This is a genomic window from Citrobacter sp. wls619, from assembly GCF_005281345.1.
Classification (GTDB): domain Bacteria; phylum Pseudomonadota; class Gammaproteobacteria; order Enterobacterales; family Enterobacteriaceae; genus Citrobacter.
On sequence record NZ_SZXJ01000044.1, the window covers coordinates 277,510 to 293,616 of the forward strand.

General features: G+C 54.0%; 15 protein-coding genes. 13 read left to right on the top strand and 2 right to left on the bottom strand.

What is annotated here, in order from left to right:
* The first annotated feature begins 4 nt into the window (after nt 1-4).
* The 5 genes from pgaB (at nt 5) to FDX19_RS10615 (ending at nt 4,457) form a co-directional block, all read left to right on the top strand.
* Entirely contained in the window at nt 5-2,026 is a 2,022-nt protein-coding gene (gene pgaB / locus FDX19_RS10595) for a poly-beta-1,6-N-acetyl-D-glucosamine N-deacetylase PgaB (RefSeq protein ID WP_137382670.1), read from the top strand.
* On the top strand, nt 2,023-3,357 hold the full coding sequence (pgaC, locus tag FDX19_RS10600; RefSeq protein ID WP_040232145.1) for a poly-beta-1,6-N-acetyl-D-glucosamine synthase: 1,335 nt from the start codon (nt 2,023-2,025) through the stop codon (nt 3,355-3,357). The genes pgaB and pgaC overlap by 4 nt, the downstream gene beginning before the upstream one ends.
* A complete protein-coding gene (pgaD, locus tag FDX19_RS10605) occupies nt 3,354-3,860 on the top strand; it encodes a poly-beta-1,6-N-acetyl-D-glucosamine biosynthesis protein PgaD (protein WP_137382671.1) in 507 nt (168 codons plus the stop codon). The genes pgaC and pgaD overlap by 4 nt, the downstream gene beginning before the upstream one ends.
* A gap of 82 nt (nt 3,861-3,942) precedes the next feature.
* Nucleotides 3,943-4,173: a 4Fe-4S mono-cluster protein YjdI gene (gene yjdI, locus FDX19_RS10610; RefSeq protein WP_137382672.1), complete on the top strand. Its 231-nt coding sequence runs from the start codon at nt 3,943-3,945 to the stop codon at nt 4,171-4,173.
* 11 nt (nt 4,174-4,184) lie between these two features.
* Nucleotides 4,185-4,457, top strand: a complete 273-nt coding sequence (locus FDX19_RS10615; RefSeq protein WP_101741591.1) for a GNAT family N-acetyltransferase — start codon at nt 4,185-4,187, stop codon at nt 4,455-4,457.
* Nucleotides 4,458-4,492: 35 nt separating this feature from the next.
* On the opposite strand, the gene FDX19_RS10620 is transcribed toward FDX19_RS10615, so the two are convergent.
* Nucleotides 4,493-5,422, bottom strand: coding sequence for a LysR substrate-binding domain-containing protein (locus tag FDX19_RS10620; protein ID WP_005123372.1), 930 nt, complete (start codon nt 5,420-5,422; stop codon nt 4,493-4,495).
* A 392-nt stretch (nt 5,423-5,814) separates the two neighbouring features.
* Between FDX19_RS10620 and FDX19_RS10625 the strand changes: the two genes are divergently transcribed.
* From FDX19_RS10625 to FDX19_RS10655, 7 genes are all read left to right on the top strand, one after another.
* Nucleotides 5,815-6,420 (top strand): ankyrin repeat domain-containing protein, encoded by a 606-nt coding sequence (locus FDX19_RS10625; RefSeq protein WP_137382673.1) that lies wholly within the window; start codon nt 5,815-5,817, stop codon nt 6,418-6,420.
* Nucleotides 6,421-6,537: 117 nt separating this feature from the next.
* A complete protein-coding gene (locus tag FDX19_RS10630; RefSeq protein ID WP_137382674.1) occupies nt 6,538-7,335 on the top strand; it encodes a DUF2877 domain-containing protein in 798 nt (265 codons plus the stop codon).
* On the top strand, nt 7,313-8,860 hold the full coding sequence (gene fdrA, locus FDX19_RS10635) for an acyl-CoA synthetase FdrA (protein WP_137382675.1): 1,548 nt from the start codon (nt 7,313-7,315) through the stop codon (nt 8,858-8,860). The genes FDX19_RS10630 and fdrA overlap by 23 nt, the downstream gene beginning before the upstream one ends.
* Nucleotides 8,860-10,278 (top strand): DUF1116 domain-containing protein, encoded by a 1,419-nt coding sequence (locus tag FDX19_RS10640; RefSeq protein WP_137382676.1) that lies wholly within the window; start codon nt 8,860-8,862, stop codon nt 10,276-10,278. Before fdrA ends, FDX19_RS10640 begins: the two co-directional genes overlap by 1 nt.
* Before the next feature lie 117 nt (nt 10,279-10,395).
* Nucleotides 10,396-11,946, top strand: coding sequence for a xanthine permease (locus FDX19_RS10645; protein WP_137382677.1), 1,551 nt, complete (start codon nt 10,396-10,398; stop codon nt 11,944-11,946).
* Nucleotides 11,947-11,972: 26 nt separating this feature from the next.
* The gene (locus FDX19_RS10650) at nt 11,973-12,923 is read left to right on the top strand and encodes a carbamate kinase family protein (protein ID WP_137382678.1); all 951 of its coding nucleotides are present in this window, start codon (nt 11,973-11,975) and stop codon (nt 12,921-12,923) included.
* A gap of 12 nt (nt 12,924-12,935) precedes the next feature.
* Nucleotides 12,936-14,318, top strand: a complete 1,383-nt coding sequence (locus FDX19_RS10655; protein WP_137382679.1) for an amidohydrolase family protein — start codon at nt 12,936-12,938, stop codon at nt 14,316-14,318.
* Nucleotides 14,319-14,371: 53 nt separating this feature from the next.
* Here the strand turns inward: FDX19_RS10655 and FDX19_RS10660 are convergent, their stop codons facing one another.
* Nucleotides 14,372-15,247, bottom strand: coding sequence for a nickel/cobalt efflux protein RcnA (locus FDX19_RS10660; RefSeq protein WP_137382680.1), 876 nt, complete (start codon nt 15,245-15,247; stop codon nt 14,372-14,374).
* Nucleotides 15,248-15,368: 121 nt separating this feature from the next.
* Between FDX19_RS10660 and rcnR the strand changes: the two genes are divergently transcribed.
* Entirely contained in the window at nt 15,369-15,641 is a 273-nt protein-coding gene (rcnR, locus tag FDX19_RS10665) for a Ni(II)/Co(II)-binding transcriptional repressor RcnR (RefSeq protein WP_005123385.1), read from the top strand.
* The last annotated feature ends 466 nt before the right edge of the window (nt 15,642-16,107 follow it).

Below are 16,107 nucleotides of genomic sequence, written 5' to 3' on the forward strand. Positions count from 1 at the left end.
GTTCATGCTGAAAAGATGCCTATGGCTTAGCGCACTCATCGCTGGCTGGTTGATGATTACCGCGTGCAGTAGTGCGCACAATACGACGCCTCGCTACGTTCCTCCTGATGAGAGAACGCCGCTGACGGCCGATCACCCGTGGCCGAAAAATAGTTTTTTGGTTCTCGGCTATCACGATGTAGAGGATGATGCAGCCGATCAGCGCTACCTCTCTGTGCGTACCAGCGCGCTGAGCGATCAAATCGCCTGGCTGCGTGATAATGGCTATAACCCGATCAGCGTCCAGCAAATTCTGGATGCTCATGACGGTAAAATCGTGCTGCCGGAAAAAGCAGTTCTGCTCACCTTTGATGACGGGTATAGCAGTTTCTATACCCGCGTCTGGCCGCTGCTGAAAGCTTACAACTGGCCAGCTCTTTGGGCACCGGTTGGAAGCTGGGTGGATGCCCCTGCGGACAAAAAAGTCGATTTTGGTGGCCTGATGACGGCGCGCGACAAATTCGCCACCTGGAAGATGGTTGAAGAAATGGGTAAATCGCCGTTGGTGGAAATCGGCGCGCATACCTGGAATTCGCACTTCGGTGCAGAGGCGAACCCGCAGGGAAGTAAAGAACCTGCTGTGGCAAACCGTCTCTACGATAAGAAAACCGGCACTTACGAAACGGACGAGCAATACTATCGCCGTATTAATACCGATATCTCTTTGATCACCAATAAAATTAAAGCGGTAACGGGGAAATCGCCACGTGCCTGGGTCTGGCCATACGGTGCCGCCAGTGGGACGACCTTAAACCTGGCCAAAGAGCAAGGTTATAAGATGGCGTTTACGCTCAATGAAGGGCTGGCGAATGCGGCATTCCTTGATGATATCCCGCGCGTACTGATTTCTGATAACCCATCGCTCAAGCGTTTTGCCAGCCAGGTTGCTCAGGTGCGCGAACCGCAGACGATGCGCGTGATGCATGTCGATCTGGATTACGTCTATGACAAAGATCCCGCCCAGCAGAAGAGAAACATCGATAAGCTGATTCAGCGTGTCTATGACATGCGTATCTCTCATGTCTTCCTGCAGGCATATGCCGATCCGCAGGGGGATGGGAATATTCGCGAGGTCTATTTCCCTAACCGCTGGCTGCCGATGCGCGCCGATCTGTTTAACTATATCTCCTGGCAGTTACAAACCCGTGCCGGGGTTACCGTGTACGCCTGGATGCCGGTGCTGGCTTTCGATCTGGATGCCTCAATTCCGCGTGTAACGGCATGGGATCCGAAAACCGGACGTACGGCTATCGATCGTGAACAGTATGTGCGTCTTTCTCCGTGGGATAGCGAAGCGCGTAAACGCATTACCGAGATCTACGAAGACCTGGCGAAGCACGCCAGCTTCAAAGGTATCTTGTTCCATGACGATGCCTTCCTGACGGATTTTGAAGATGCGTCGCCAGAGGCGTTAGCCGCCTACCGTGCCGCAGGACTTCCGGGGAGCATCGAGCAAATCCGTAATAACCCTCAGGCGTTTGAGCGCTGGACGCGCCTGAAAAGTAAGATGCTGATCGACTTCACTAAGCAGTTGACGCAATCGGTACGCAATATTCGCGGTCCGCAGGTGCAAACCGCCCGTAATATCTATGCTATGCCGGTACTGGAACCTGAAAGTGAAGCCTGGTTTGCGCAAAACCTGAATGATTTCCTGAATACCTATGACTGGACAGCGCCCATGGCGATGCCATTCATGGAGAAAATCCCGGCCAATGATGCTAACGCCTGGCTTGATCGACTGGTGAATGCTGTTGCACAGACGCCCGGCGCGCTGGATAAAACCGTGTTTGAACTGCAGGCACGCGACTGGCGTAAATCCGGGGAACAGGCCGAAATCAGCGGTAAACAACTCGCCGAATGGATGCGTCAGCTTAAGTTAAGCGGCGCAGGCAACTACGGCTATTACCCAGATGATTTCATCAGCGATAAACCTGAGATGTCAGAGATTCGTTCGACGTTCTCCTCATACTGGTACCCGCAAAAATGACCGATCGCATAATTGCTTTCCTGATACTTTGCCTGATGTTCAGCCTGCCGTTTGGCGTGGCTGTCGTCTTCACGGGTGAAGTGATGTTGAATTTTGTCTTCTTCTGGCCCTTGTTCATGTCTGCATTGTGGATAAGCGGCGGGGTCTATTTCTGGTTTTACCGTGAGCGTCACTGGAAATGGGGAGATGAAACGCCGCCGCCGACTCTGGAGGGAAATCCGCTGGTCTCGATTTTGATCCCGTGTTTTAACGAAGGGATCAACGCGCGCGAAACGATCGAGGCTGCACTGGCTCAGCGATATAAGAATATTGAAGTTATTGCCATCAATGATGGTTCGACGGATGACACGCACGATGTTCTGGAACAGCTGGCAACAGAGTACCCCAGCCTGCGAGTGATTCACTTAGCGGAAAACCAGGGGAAAGCCCTGGCGCTTAAGACCGGTGCAGCGGCAGCGCGCAGTGATTACCTGGTTTGCATCGATGGGGATGCGTTACTGGATCGTGATGCCGTCGCCTATATCGTGGCTCCGCTTATCCAGTTCCCGCGCGTTGGTGCGGTGACCGGTAACCCGCGTATTCGTACCCGCTCGACGTTAATTGGCCGCGTACAGGTCGGCGAGTTCTCGTCGATTATCGGCTTAATCAAACGTACCCAGCGAGTCTACGGGCAGATATTTACCGTTTCAGGTGTCGTTGCCGCGTTTCGTCGCCGGGCGTTGGCTGAAGTTGGCTACTGGAGCCCGGACATGATCACCGAAGATATCGACATCAGTTGGAAGCTGCAATTGCGCCACTGGTCGGTATTCTTTGAGCCGCGTGCGCTGTGCTGGATCCTGATGCCTGAAACGTTGAAAGGACTGTGGAAGCAGCGTCTGCGCTGGGCACAAGGTGGGGCGGAGGTGTTTATCGTTAACATGCGCCGCCTGTGGTCGTGGGAATTCCGCCGTATGTGGCCGCTGTTCCTTGAGTTCTGTTTCTCTACCGCCTGGGCATTTGCTTATGCGGTTAGTATCGTGCTGTTCCTGTTAGGGCTGCTATTCCCGATGCCAGACACGCTGTATGTCCAGCATCTGTTCCCGCCAGCCTTCACTGGACTTATCCTCGGCGTGGTCTGCCTGTTGCAGTTTGCGGTGAGCCTGATGATTGAACGGCGCTATGAAAAAGGGATTGGGGCCTCGTTGTTCTGGATCATCTGGTTCCCGGTGGTGTACTGGATGTTGAGTCTGTTCACCACGCTGGTGGCGTTCCCTAAAGTGATGCTCAAACGCAAACGCGGCAGGGCGCGCTGGGTCAGTCCTGACCGCGGTATCGGGAGGATTGAATCATGAACCAACCGCTGATTTTTACCGAACGGCGTCTGCTGCCGCGCCTCATCGATGTGCTATTGACGGTCATCGCCTGGGTTGGATTTATCTATTTGATCTACAAAGGACTAATCACCGCCCTGGCGCATTCACCGTATATGGGGGTGCGTCCCTTTTTCACGACCCTGGATACGGTGACGTTTTACATTCTTATCGCCCTGGTCAATGGTCTGGTGCTTATTGGTTGGGCGAAGTACAACCAGTATCGTTTTCGGGTAGAACGCCGCAGCCGCAGGCCGGGTCTGGAAGACCATGAGCTGGCCGAAAGTTTACGCATTACCCGCGAGCTGGTTACAGAACTGAACAAAGCGAGGGTGCTGACGGTTCACCATCATGAGAATGGCGAGATCAGCCATATCGATGTGGACAGAGATATTGCCGATAATCGCCTGCCGCCGCCAACGCCGGCGATGCTGGAGTATTTGCCGACGGAGCCGCAGCCGTCGTTGCACAAAAGGGCCGAGTGATATTTCTGCTTTCCGCCGCTTCCTTCAGCCTCGCATGGGTCTATGATTAGACCCAGACAATAAAAAAATGCGAGGCAATGTCGTGAATAAGGAACTACTGGATGCAGGTTACCGGGCCTATACCGGCGAGAAGATCGATGTCTATTTCAACACGGGGATGTGCCAACATTCGGGCAATTGCGTACGAGGAAGCGCAAAACTTTTCAACCTGAAGCGTAAACCGTGGATCATCCCGGATGAAGTCGATGTTGCGACGGTTATCAGGGTTATTGATACCTGTCCGAGTGGTGCGCTGAAATATCGCCAGAAATAAGTGAGGGAACCATGGAAATTCTTGCAGGCCATAACAAGTTTTATGTTAACGATGCTGAAGGCAAGCAGGTCGCCGAGATTGTTTTTGTGCCGACGGGCGAGCATCTAAGCATCATTGAGCATACCGATGTTGACCCCAGTCTGAAAGGTCAGGGCGTGGGTAAACTGCTGGTGGCGAAGGTGGTGGAGAAAATGCGCGCCGAAAACCGCAAAGTGATCCCGCTGTGTCCGTTTGCCAAACATGAGTTTGATAAAACGCGCGAGTATGACGATATTCGTGCCTGAAGACTGATTTCCGCCGGATAGTCTTATCCGGCACATCACTGCCGATGCAGCAGATCCTGATAAATCCCCGTCAGTACCCCTTGTGGGCCAAACTCTTTTTTAATCCACTGCGTTACGCGACCGGTTGCCGCGTGCTGGGTTGCCAACAGCATGCGTGAATCCTGACGAGGGTTATGGATCTGTCGCGTGACCAGCAGCGACTTTTCCATCGCTTCGCGTACCATATAGTCCGGCAGAAAACCGATGCCTTCACCCAGAATCTGGCACTGACACTTGGTATTAAAATCAGGAACCAGAATCGACTCCTGCCCGTGCAGCAACCAGCCGACCTTCTTGTTGATGGTGTGCGCGGTGTCCTCCACCATAATGTTTGGGTACAGGCGCAACTGACTCTCTGAAATCGGCTCAGGCATAAAGGCCAGTGGGTGATCCGGTGCGATAGCAAACGACCAGCGGATCGCGCCGATTTCGGTGTAATCAATCCCGCCGCCGTCCAGCAGGGTATCGGGCGCGCCAATAGCGATATTGGCCAGGTTATTGATGATGGAGTCCCAGACACCGTTATAGACCTCGGTGGTCACGGTTATCTGGCAGGTCGGAAACTGCTTTTTGAGCACCTGTAACAGCCGGGCAGTGTGCTGTGGGGTATACAACAGCTGGTTAATGCAAATGCGTACCCTGGCTTCAATCCCCTGGGCGATGGTATCGATGCTGCGCTTGATGGCGTGGAAGTCATTCAGCAGGTCGGTTGCTTTGCGAAAGAAGTAGCGACCGGACTCGGTGAGCTCAATGCTGCGGGTACTGCGGGTAAACAGTACCACATCGAGCCCCATCTCCATGCGTTTAATGGTGTAGCTGATGGCCGATGTGGTTAAGCCAAGCTCCTCAGCGGCCTTGCTGAAACTGCTATAGCGCGCTGCCATCGTAAAGGCCAGCAGGTTTTCCTCGGTAAAAATTGAATTCATCCGTTCTCCCCTCAGGCCATGCTGCGATGTCCACGATACGATGATTGTTGAATGTATTTGTAATCCTTATCGAGAGCAATCAGTTTTGAACAGAATTTAACACTAGAGTTACATTTGATTTGAAGGCAATCACACTTCTGTATTTTAGTTGCGGCCCGCTATCTGTGCTGCATGCCGCCTGATTTCCCCAGGCTCTGATTCGCCGCTAAAACGGCTTCAGTCATAAGGGAAAGATTGCACTACAGCACGTTTTACTCTCATTGTTAAATTTGATTCAACAATCGACACGCTTACGATGAATGAAATTTAAGCGGATGTTATTCTCTAAACTCTGTTGCTATTCTCAGGTTATCGGAAATATGAAGAGTCTAAAAAACTGCAGGAGAGTGATTATGTCAGAGAAAGAACTTATTACTGAATTTCTGCTGGCGGCAGAACAGGGTAACGCCGAAGGATTAAAATCCTGTCTGGAAAACAATGTGGATATTAACGCCACCAACCGCCAGGGCCGTACTGCCATTATTATTGCCAGCCTGAATAAACATTATGACTGCGTTTCTTTATTGATTGCTGCCGGTGCTGATATTAATAAACAAGATCAAACCTGTTTTAATCCATTTCTGATTAGCTGCCTGACAAATGATTTAACACTGCTGCGCACGGTCTTACCGGCTAACCCGGATCTTGAGCGCCTGAGTCGTTTTGGCGGTGTCGGCATTACGCCTGCCAGTGAGAAAGGTCATGTTGAGATCGTCCGTGAGCTGCTGCTGCGTACCGATATTAATGTTAACCACACCAATTTCGTTGGCTGGACGCCGCTGCTGGAAGCTATCGTACTCAACGACGGTGGCGCAAAGCAGCAGGAGATCGTCAAGCTGCTGCTCGACCATGGTGCGAACCCGCACATGACGGATAAATACGGTAAAACCCCGCTGGAGCTGGCGAGGGAAAAGGGGTATCACGAAATTGCCGAGCTGCTGATTGCCGCCGGAGCCTGACAGAGGAGCGCCGCTATCGCCACGCCATCACGGCGATGCGTTCGGGCGTTAACCGCCGACGGCGCGTTTCTTTCATTCCGGGGAACCGGGCGAGTAGAACAGGTTTTTTCCCGCGCGGTGAATCTGTTCATACCCGAGCAGCAGCGATTATTGACGTTACTGAGTGACGGCTGTGATAACGCGCCCAATAGCTGTCGGCTGGCGCTGACGCATTGTGAAGACCTGTTTCATCCCGGTGAGCCGGTCAGTTTTACCGAATCAGGGATTGTCGTTGGTAAGGATAAGTGGATAGAGACTTCCGGGTGCCTGCCGTGGCGAATGCCACAGTGGACGCCAGATGCAACAGCGTTCTCAGCTATTCGGTGGCCGCGCTGGGAAGAGGATATCCGCCAACAGCTTAAAAACGATGACACATTATTTCTGTACCAGGGTGACAACCCGTTTTATCAGGAAATCACCCGTGAGCTACTCCAGCGTCGCCAGACATTAATGACGGCGCTGAACACAGGAGAAAATATCTCTGCTGCCGTCAGTCGTTTAATTGGTCTGGGTATTGGGCTGACGCCATCATCCGATGATTATTTAGTGGGTCTAAGTACCATCTTATTTATTCCAGGACACCCACTGGGAAAATATCGGGGAGCGTTTTTAGCCGCCTTGCAGCGTGACGGAAATAATACGACATTGCTCAGTAAAATTACGCTGGAGGAGGCTTTTCATCAGCGCTATCGGGAAAGTGTCGCACGACTGCTGAACCATATTATTAATGAGCAACAACACGTTTCTACGCAATATATAACTGATATTAAAAATATCGGCTCAAGTTCTGGCTGCGACATGCTGTACGGCATGGCGGATGCCTGCGCCCTGAGCCACAGGTCCGGAGGGAATTATGTCGATCAGGATAGTTGTTAAAAAGAATACGTATTTTGATTCTGTCTCACTGATGTCTATTTCAACACGCGCAAATAAGCTCGATGGTGTGGAGCAGGCATTCGTGGCAATGGCGACAGAAATGAACAAGGGCGTGCTGAAGAATCTTGGCTTGCTCACGCCTGAGCTGGAAGACGCGAAGAGTGGCGATCTGATGATTGTCATTAAAGGCGCGAGTGAAGCGGCGAACGAGCAGACGCTGGTGGCGATTGAGGATCTGTTCACGCATAAAGAGCAGGGCGGACAGCATGAAGCGCGCTACGCCACGCTCGCCAGTGCTAAAAAGCACGTACCTGACAGCAACCTGGCGGTTATCTCAGTTAACGGTCTGTTTGCCGCGCGTGAGGCGCGTCAGGCACTGCAAAATAACCTCAACGTGATGCTGTTCTCGGACAACGTTTCTCTTGAGGACGAACTGGCGCTTAAGCAACTGGCACACGAAAAAGGGCTGTTGATGATGGGGCCAGACTGCGGGACCGCCATTATTAACGGCGCGGCGCTGTGTTTTGGTAATGCGGTACGTCGCGGCAACATTGGTATTGTGGGGGCATCCGGTACCGGTAGCCAGGAACTGAGCGTGCGTATTCATGAGTTTGGCGGCGGTATTTCCCAACTGATCGGCACGGGTGGACGCGATCTGAGCGAGAAAATTGGTGGTCTGATGATGCTTGACGCGATTGGCATGTTGGAAGCCGATCCGCAAACCGAAATCATTGCACTGATCTCCAAACCGCCTGCGCCTGCGGTGGCCCGTAAGGTACTGGAACGCGCACGCGCCTGCCGCAAACCGGTCGTGGTCTGTTTCCTCGGACGTGATGCCGCTCCTGCGGATGAAGCGGGGCTGCAGTTCGCACGTGGCACAAAAGAAGCTGCGCTGAAAGCGGTACTGCTGACGGGCGTGAAAAAAGAGACTCTGGACCTGCATCCGCTGAACTGGCCGCTGATTGAAGAGGTTCGCGCCCGTCTGACGCCGCAGCAAAAGTACATTCGTGGGCTGTTCTGTGGCGGCACGCTGTGCGATGAAGCGATGTTTGCCGCAATGGAAAAACATGCCGAAGTGTACAGCAACATTCATCCGGACCCGGCATTCCGTCTACAGGATCTCAACCGCAGTATTGCACATACCTTCCTCGATTTCGGTGATGACGATTTTACCAACGGTAAACCGCACCCGATGATCGATCCGACCAACCGCATTAGTCGTCTGTTGCAGGAAGCGCGCGATCCTGAAGTGGGCGTGATCGTGATGGATTTCGTCCTCGGCTTTGGATCGCATGAAGATCCGGTTGGCGTGATGCTTGAGGCGATCGTTGAAGCCAAAGCGATCGCCGCGGCAGAGGGGCGTCCGCTTGAAATTCTTGGCTATGTGCTGGGAACCGATCAGGATACGCCGTCACTGGAAAAACAGTGCCAGATGCTGACCGATGCCGGGGTTATCTGGGCGAGCAGTAGCACCAACACCGGATTGCTGGCGCGTGAATTTATCTGTAAAGGGGAGGAAGCCTGATGAGCCAGACACTGTTTAACCAGCCGCTGAATGTGATTAACGTTGGCATCGCGATGTTCAGCGATGACCTGAAAAAGCAGAACGTACCGGTGACCCAACTCGACTGGACTCCGCCAGGGCAGGGTAACATGCAGGTGGTCGCGGCGCTGGATCAGATTGCCGATTCTCCGCTGGCAGACAAAATTGCTGCCGCTAATCAGCTGGCGCTGGAACGCATTATCCAGTCACATCCGGTGCTGGTGGGGTATGACCAGGCCATTAACGTGGTGCCGGGTATGACCCGTAACACCATCCTGCACGCCGGGCCGCCAATCCGTTGGGAAAAAATGTGCGGTGCGATGAAAGGGGCGGTCACCGGGGCGCTGGTCTTTGAAGGGCTGGCAAAAGATCTGGATGAAGCCGCAGAACTGGCGGCTTCTGGCGAAATTATCTTCTCCCCATGCCATGAACATGACTGTGTGGGATCGATGGCGGGCGTCACCTCTGCCTCAATGTTCATGCACATCGTTGAGAACAAAACCTACGGCAACCGCGCATATACCAATATGAGCGAGCAGATGGCGAAGATCCTACGTATGGGGGCGAACGATCAGAGCGTTATCGATCGTCTGAACTGGATGCGCGATGTGATGGGCCCAATGCTGCGTGATGCCATGAAGCTGGCGGGTGAAATCGATCTGCGTCTGATGTTGGCGCAGGCGCTGCACATGGGGGATGAATGCCATAACCGCAACAATGCCGGGACTGCGCTACTGATTCAGGCGCTGACGCCGTGGATCATTCAGACCGGTTATCCGGTTGAGCAACAGCGGGAAGTGTTTGAGTTTGTCCTCAGCAGTGATTACTTCTCCGGCCCGACCTGGATGGCGATGTGTAAAGCGGCGATGGACGCTGCACACGGTATTGAGTACAGCACCGTAGTGACGACGATGGCGCGTAACGGTGTTGAGTTCGGTCTGCGCATCAGTGGTTTACCGGGTCAATGGTTTACCGGTCCGGCGCAGCAGGTGATTGGCCCGATGTTTGCGGGCTATAAGCCGGAAGACTCCGGACGCGATATCGGCGATAGCGCGATTACCGAAACCTACGGTATTGGCGGTTTCGCGATGGCGACGGCACCTGCCATCGTGGCACTGGTGGGCGGTACGGTTGAAGAAGCCGTCGACTTCTCTCGCCAGATGCGTGAAATCACGTTGGGTGAAAACCCGAACGTCACCATTCCGTTGCTCGGTTTTATGGGGGTACCAACGGCTATCGATATTACGCGCGTGGGCAGCACCGGCATTCTGCCGGTGATCAATACCGCGATTGCGCATAAAGATGCCGGGATCGGCATGATCGGCGCCGGAATTGTACACCCGCCGTTCGCCTGTTTTGAAAAGGCGATCCTCAACTGGCGTGACCGCTACTGCTCATAACAATAACCGGGGCTAACACCGTTAGCCCCACGGTAGCGAAGCGAAAAACGTTGCTTACCTGCAGGGCTGGGCGATCTCCGAGATCGCAAACGATGCTTAACCTGTTAAGGATATTCCATGAACAGCATAAAACTAGAATGGAAACGTGGTGACTGGGCGGCTTACTTCGGGCTGATGACCAACAACCTGACTAACCTGCTGACAATGATGGGCCTGCTCATTTTTGTTGTCGGCATCCCGACTGAAATAGTTTACGGCCGCATTGCGCCAGCCTTTGGTCTGGCGGTGCTGGTGGCCAGTATCTGTTACGCCTGGTTTGGTTTGCAGATGGCAAAACACACCGGCCGTAATGATGTGACGGCGCTGCCGTCCGGGCCCAGCGCACCGTCAATCTTTACCGTGACGTTCCTGGTGCTGATGCCGGTTTATCAGCAAACCAAAGATGCCAACTTTGCTATCCAAATCGCGCTGGTGTGGTGCTTTGTGGAAGCGTTGATCCTGGTGGGCGGCTCCTTCCTGGGCGAGACCATCCGCAAGATGATCCCGCGTACGGTATTGCTCTCCTGTTTATCCGGTCTGGGTCTGCTGTTGTTGGCGATGAACCCCATGCTGCAGGCGTTTGAAGCGCCGACCGTTTCTTTCATCGTCCTGTTGCTGATTTTCATCAACTGGTTTGGTAAGAAACCGATTTTTGCCCGCATTCCGACCGGTTTGCTGCTGCTGATTGCCGGTACGGCCCTGGCATGGATCTCCGGTCTGCAAAGCCCGGAAGCGATTAAAGCCTCGATGTCGTCTTTTGGCTTTAACCCGCCAGAAATCCATGTCGACAGCTTCCTGCAAGGTTTGCCGCATGCGCTACCGTATCTGGCTTCTGCGGTTCCGCTGGGTCTGGCGAACTATATTTTTGACCTCGAGAACATTGAAAGTGCGCACGCCGCGGGCGATGAGTACAACACCCGTAAAGTTATGATGGCGAACGGTTTTGCCTCCATGCTTGGCTGCATGTTGGGTAACCCGTTCCCGGTGACTGTGTATGTCGGACATGCGGGCTGGAAAGCAATGGGCGCCAGCATCGGTTATACCCTCGCTTCTGGCATCACCATGTTCCTGGTACCGCTGTTTGGGCTGGGCGCGTTTATGCTCGCCATTATTCCGATGACCGCGATAGTGCCGATTCTGGTGTTTATCGGCGTGGTGACCGCCAACCAGGTGGTGCGAGAAACGCCCAAGGTCGAGGTTCCCGTCATTTTCATCTGTCTGTTCCCGTGGATTGCCAACTGGGCCTTGACCATCGTCAACAGCGTAATGGGGGCCGCCGGAACCTCTGCGGGGAAACTGGGCAGTGACCTGCTGCACAGTAAAGGCGTGTACTACGACGGGCTGGTGCATCTGGGAAGCGGTGCGCCGCTGGCCAGTATGCTGTGGGGCTGTGTCGCTATCTTCGCCATCATGAACAAGCCGTTACGTGGGGCGATTGCCGCCGCCTTCGGTGCACTGCTGTCGCTGTTTGGTGTGATTCACTCCCCGGCAGTGGGTTTTGCCGAAGGCAGCTCGATGATGTTTGTTGTGGCCTACCTGATGATGAGTGGCATGTTCGTCGTCAAACATATTCTCGACAGTCGTGAAGCGGCTACTGCGCCTGAGCAGGAACCGACGAAAACAACCTGAATCGCCTGCAAGCGGAAGAAAATACGATGAAAGAACTTGTGGTCGTTGCCATTGGCGGCAACAGCATTATCAAAGATAACGCCAGCCAGTCGATTGAGCACCAGGCTGAAGCGGTAAAAGCGGTGGCGGACACGGTGCTGGAGATGCTGGCATCGGACTACAACATTGTGCTGACACACGGTAACGGACCGCAGGTGGGGCTGGATCTGCGGCGGGCTGAAATCGCGCACGAACGCGAAGGTTTGCCGCTCACTCCGCTGGCAAACTGCGTCGCTGATACTCAGGGCGGTATTGGCTACCTGATCCAACAGGCGCTGAATAACCGTCTGGCGCGACGCGGTGAGCAGAAAGCGGTGACGGTGGTCACGCAGGTAGAGGTCGATAAGAACGATCCCGGGTTTGCGAATCCAACCAAGCCTATCGGCGCATTCTTCAGTGAAGCTCAGCGTGACGAGCTGCAGCGGATTAATCCGGGCTGGCGGTTTGTTGAGGACTCAGGGCGCGGCTACCGCCGGGTAGTCGCTTCCCCAGAGCCAAAGCGCATTGTCGAGGCTGAGGCGATCAAAACGCTGACTCAGCAAGGTTTTGTGGTGATTGGTGCAGGCGGCGGCGGGATCCCGGTAGTTCGTAGCGAGCACGGGGATTATCACAGCGTGGACGCAGTGATTGATAAAGATCTCTCTACTGCGCTGCTGGCGCAGGAGATCCGCGCCGACATTCTGGTTATCACCACTGGCGTAGAGAAAGTGTGTATTCACTTCGGCAAGCCCAACCAGCAGGCGCTGGATACGGTGGATATCGCGACAATGACCCGCTACATGCAGGAAGGTCACTTCCCGCCAGGCAGCATGTTGCCCAAAATTATCGCCAGCCTGACGTTCCTGATTCGTGGCGGTAAGCGGGTGATCATCACCACGCCGGAATGCCTGCCTGCCGCACTGCGCGGTGAAACGGGTACCCATATTGTCCATTCCTGAGAGGAGATGCGAATGAAGGAAAGTAACAGCCGCCGCGAATTTTTAAGTCAGAGCGGAAAAATGGTCACTGCTGCTGCGCTGTTTGGCGCAGTGGCGCCAGTCGCGTATGCTGCTAATCCTGTCGGGACAGCCTGCGGGGCGAAGAACACCATGACGATTAACGATAAACACTACTACCTCGATAACGTTCTGCTGGAAGCGGGATTTGATTACGAAAATGCCGTGGTGGTACATACCCGTACTGCACTGCAAACTGTCGAAATTCAGGACGGGAAGATTGTTGCGCTACGCGAGAATAAGCAGCATCCGGATGCGGCTCTGCCGCATTACGATGCGGGCGGAAAGCTCATGCTACCCGCGATGCGCGATATGCACATTCATCTGGATAAAACCTTTTACGGTGGCCCGTGGCGCTCATTGAACCGTCCGGCGGGCACCACCATTCAGGATATGATCCGCCTGGAACAAAAGCTGCTACCTGAACTGCAGCCTTATACTCAGGAGCGAGCGGAAAAGCTTATCGATCTACTGCAATCAAAAGGGACATCGATTGCCCGCAGCCACTGTAATATTGAGCCAGTTTCCGGGTTGAAAAATCTGGAGAACTTGCAGGCGGTACTGGCGCGTCGTCAGCCCGGTTTCGCTTGTGAAATCGTGGCGTTTCCCCAGCATGGTCTGCTGTTATCGAAGTCTGAACCGCTGATGCGTGAAGCAATGCAGGCGGGGGCACAGTACGTGGGCGGTCTGGACCCGACCAGCGTTGATGGGGCCATGGAAAAATCCCTCGACACCATGTTCCAGATTGCGCTCGATTACAATAAAGGTGTGGATATCCATTTGCATGAAACCAGCCCGGCAGGTGTGGCGGCGGTAAATTACATGGTGGAGACGGTGGAGAAAACGCCACAGCTGAAGGGCAAACTGACCATCAGCCATGCTTTCGCATTGGCAACGCTGAACGAACAGCAGGTTGATGCGTTGGCAACCCGTATGGCGGCGCAGCAGATTACCATTGCCTCGACGGTACCTATCGGCACCTTGCACATGCCGCTGAAACAGCTGCGTGATAAAGGCGTGGAGGTGATTACCGGCACCGACAGCGTGATTGACCACTGGTCGCCGTATGGGCTGGGGGATATGCTGGAGAAAGCCAATCTGTACGCGCAGCTGTATATTCGCCCGAACGAACTCAACCTGTCGCGGGCGCTGTTCCTCGCCACTGGCGATGTACTGCCGCTGAACGATAAAGGCGAACGTGTGTGGCCGAAAGCACAGGATGACGCGAGTTTTGTGCTGGTTGATGCGTCCTGCTCTGCGGAAGCGGTCGCGAGGATTTCCCCTCGCACCGCGACCTTCCACAAAGGGCAGTTAGTGTGGGGAAGCGTCGCCAGCTAATCCTGCTACACGCGCAGCGGCACAGGTTGCTGCGCGTTTCCCTCTGTTGGCTGTTAACCGACGATCCCCAGATAGCCGTGAATCCCCATGTAGAGTCCGACCATGCCGATGAGTGCGCTGGAAAAATAGGGCGCTTTACGCGCCAGTGTGTTAAATCCGCTCCAGCGTTTTGCCGCCTGTTGTACGCTGATAGCCGCGCCAACCCCTACCGCTACCAGCGTTATCGCCAGTCCGAGGCTAAAGCACAGCACCATCGTTGCCCCCAGCGTAAAGGCTTTGAGCTGGATACAAATCAGTAAGACGGTAATAGCCGCAGGACACGGGATCAGGCCACCGGTCAGACCAAACAGTAAAATTTGCCCGTTGGTCACCTCTTTACCCTGAAAACGGCGCTGGATATCGTTGGCATGTGCGCGTTCGTGCGCGTCCTGATACTCTTTCGAACCCTCGCTCAGCCCTGCCAACGCGGCATGGTTATGATCGTGGTCGTGGTGGTGGTCATGTTCGTGATGGTGGTGATCGTGATCGTGGCCATGGTCATGGTGGTGATCGTGGTCATGGTCGTGATGTGTCTGAGTCAGCCAGTTCTGCTCGCCTTGCCATGTCCGCCAGAACATCCAGAATGCAGTGCCTAAAATAATGATCGCAGAGACAAACTGTAGCCAGGGTTCGACGGCCTGGGCCGTGAACGCTTTGCTGATATACATTCCGCCGAGTGCAATCAACCATACTATGGCCGTATGCGACAGGGTAGCCGCCAGCCCCAGCATCACCGCCTGCTTGATAGTCCCCTTTATGGCGATAATAAACGCCGCCATCATTGTCTTTGAATGACCCGGTTCCAGGCCGTGTAACACCCCCAATAAAATTGCACTGGGAATGAAGAACCAGGCGTTGCCTTGCTGAAGAAGCGTAGAAAATTCACCCATGAGAATGATTCTTAGTTGTCTAATTTTGCCTGATTCTACTCCCCCCCAGTATCAAATACTACCCCCCAGTAGAATGTCGATGGTATTGTCGCTACGGATTTACGTTAATTAAGGTAATGCTATGTCACATACAATCCGCGACAAACAGAAGCTCAAAGCCCGTGCCAGTAAGATTCAGGGCCAGGTAGTGGCGTTGAAAACCATGCTTGATGAACCGCATGAATGCGCGGCTGTGTTGCAGCAGATTGCGGCGATCCGCGGCGCGGTAAACGGATTAATGCGTGAGGTGATTAAAGGTCATCTGACCGAGCATATTGTGCATCAGGGCGATGAAATAAAACGTGAAGAGGATTTGGACGTGGTCCTGAAGGTACTGGATTCTTACATCAAGTAAGGTGGAGTGCGGCTCATCCATGTTCAATACCGTCCAGCTAAGCATGTCGGGTGAACATGTGATTCTTGTTCAGGGTTCCGTTCACCTCAGCAGTGTCATTTATCTGAAGCACCGATACCCGTGAACGTGTAAAGGGCGTTTTCCGCCACGCCCTTTACAATCCCGGCTCCCGACGGGAAAATTGTTGCTGCGCAATACCCTCCGCTTATTCCTCCAGGCTATCGGGCCGGGCGCGAGGTAGCGTCCCTGCAAAGCGCGCCCTGAGCCAGCATCCATGCTGGCTCTCCCGGCCTTACGGAAACACGTCGGCAATTTTCAGCCGGACCAGCCACGCCTGACCATCTGTATTTTTATTTGAATATATCTGAACAGCAAAACAGATTTAACTGAAAATCAGAGAGTTGAAGCGATGGCCCATATCCGGCTGAAAATCGATAAGGCGTTGACGGCTGACCGGGGCTGCCCG

Coding starts and splice junctions, on each gene's coding strand:
- pgaB (WP_137382670.1), top strand. CDS start 5: ATGCTGAAAAGATGCCTATGGCTTAGCGCACTCATCGCTGGCTGGTTG.
- pgaC (WP_040232145.1), top strand. CDS start 2,023: ATGACCGATCGCATAATTGCTTTCCTGATACTTTGCCTGATGTTCAGC.
- pgaD (WP_137382671.1), top strand. CDS start 3,354: ATGAACCAACCGCTGATTTTTACCGAACGGCGTCTGCTGCCGCGCCTC.
- FDX19_RS10615 (WP_101741591.1), top strand. CDS start 4,185: ATGGAAATTCTTGCAGGCCATAACAAGTTTTATGTTAACGATGCTGAA.
- FDX19_RS10620 (WP_005123372.1), bottom strand. CDS start 5,422: ATGAATTCAATTTTTACCGAGGAAAACCTGCTGGCCTTTACGATGGCA.
- FDX19_RS10625 (WP_137382673.1), top strand. CDS start 5,815: ATGTCAGAGAAAGAACTTATTACTGAATTTCTGCTGGCGGCAGAACAG.
- fdrA (WP_137382675.1), top strand. CDS start 7,313: ATGTCGATCAGGATAGTTGTTAAAAAGAATACGTATTTTGATTCTGTC.
- FDX19_RS10640 (WP_137382676.1), top strand. CDS start 8,860: ATGAGCCAGACACTGTTTAACCAGCCGCTGAATGTGATTAACGTTGGC.
- FDX19_RS10645 (WP_137382677.1), top strand. CDS start 10,396: ATGAACAGCATAAAACTAGAATGGAAACGTGGTGACTGGGCGGCTTAC.
- FDX19_RS10650 (WP_137382678.1), top strand. CDS start 11,973: ATGAAAGAACTTGTGGTCGTTGCCATTGGCGGCAACAGCATTATCAAA.
- FDX19_RS10655 (WP_137382679.1), top strand. CDS start 12,936: ATGAAGGAAAGTAACAGCCGCCGCGAATTTTTAAGTCAGAGCGGAAAA.
- FDX19_RS10660 (WP_137382680.1), bottom strand. CDS start 15,247: ATGGGTGAATTTTCTACGCTTCTTCAGCAAGGCAACGCCTGGTTCTTC.
- rcnR (WP_005123385.1), top strand. CDS start 15,369: ATGTCACATACAATCCGCGACAAACAGAAGCTCAAAGCCCGTGCCAGT.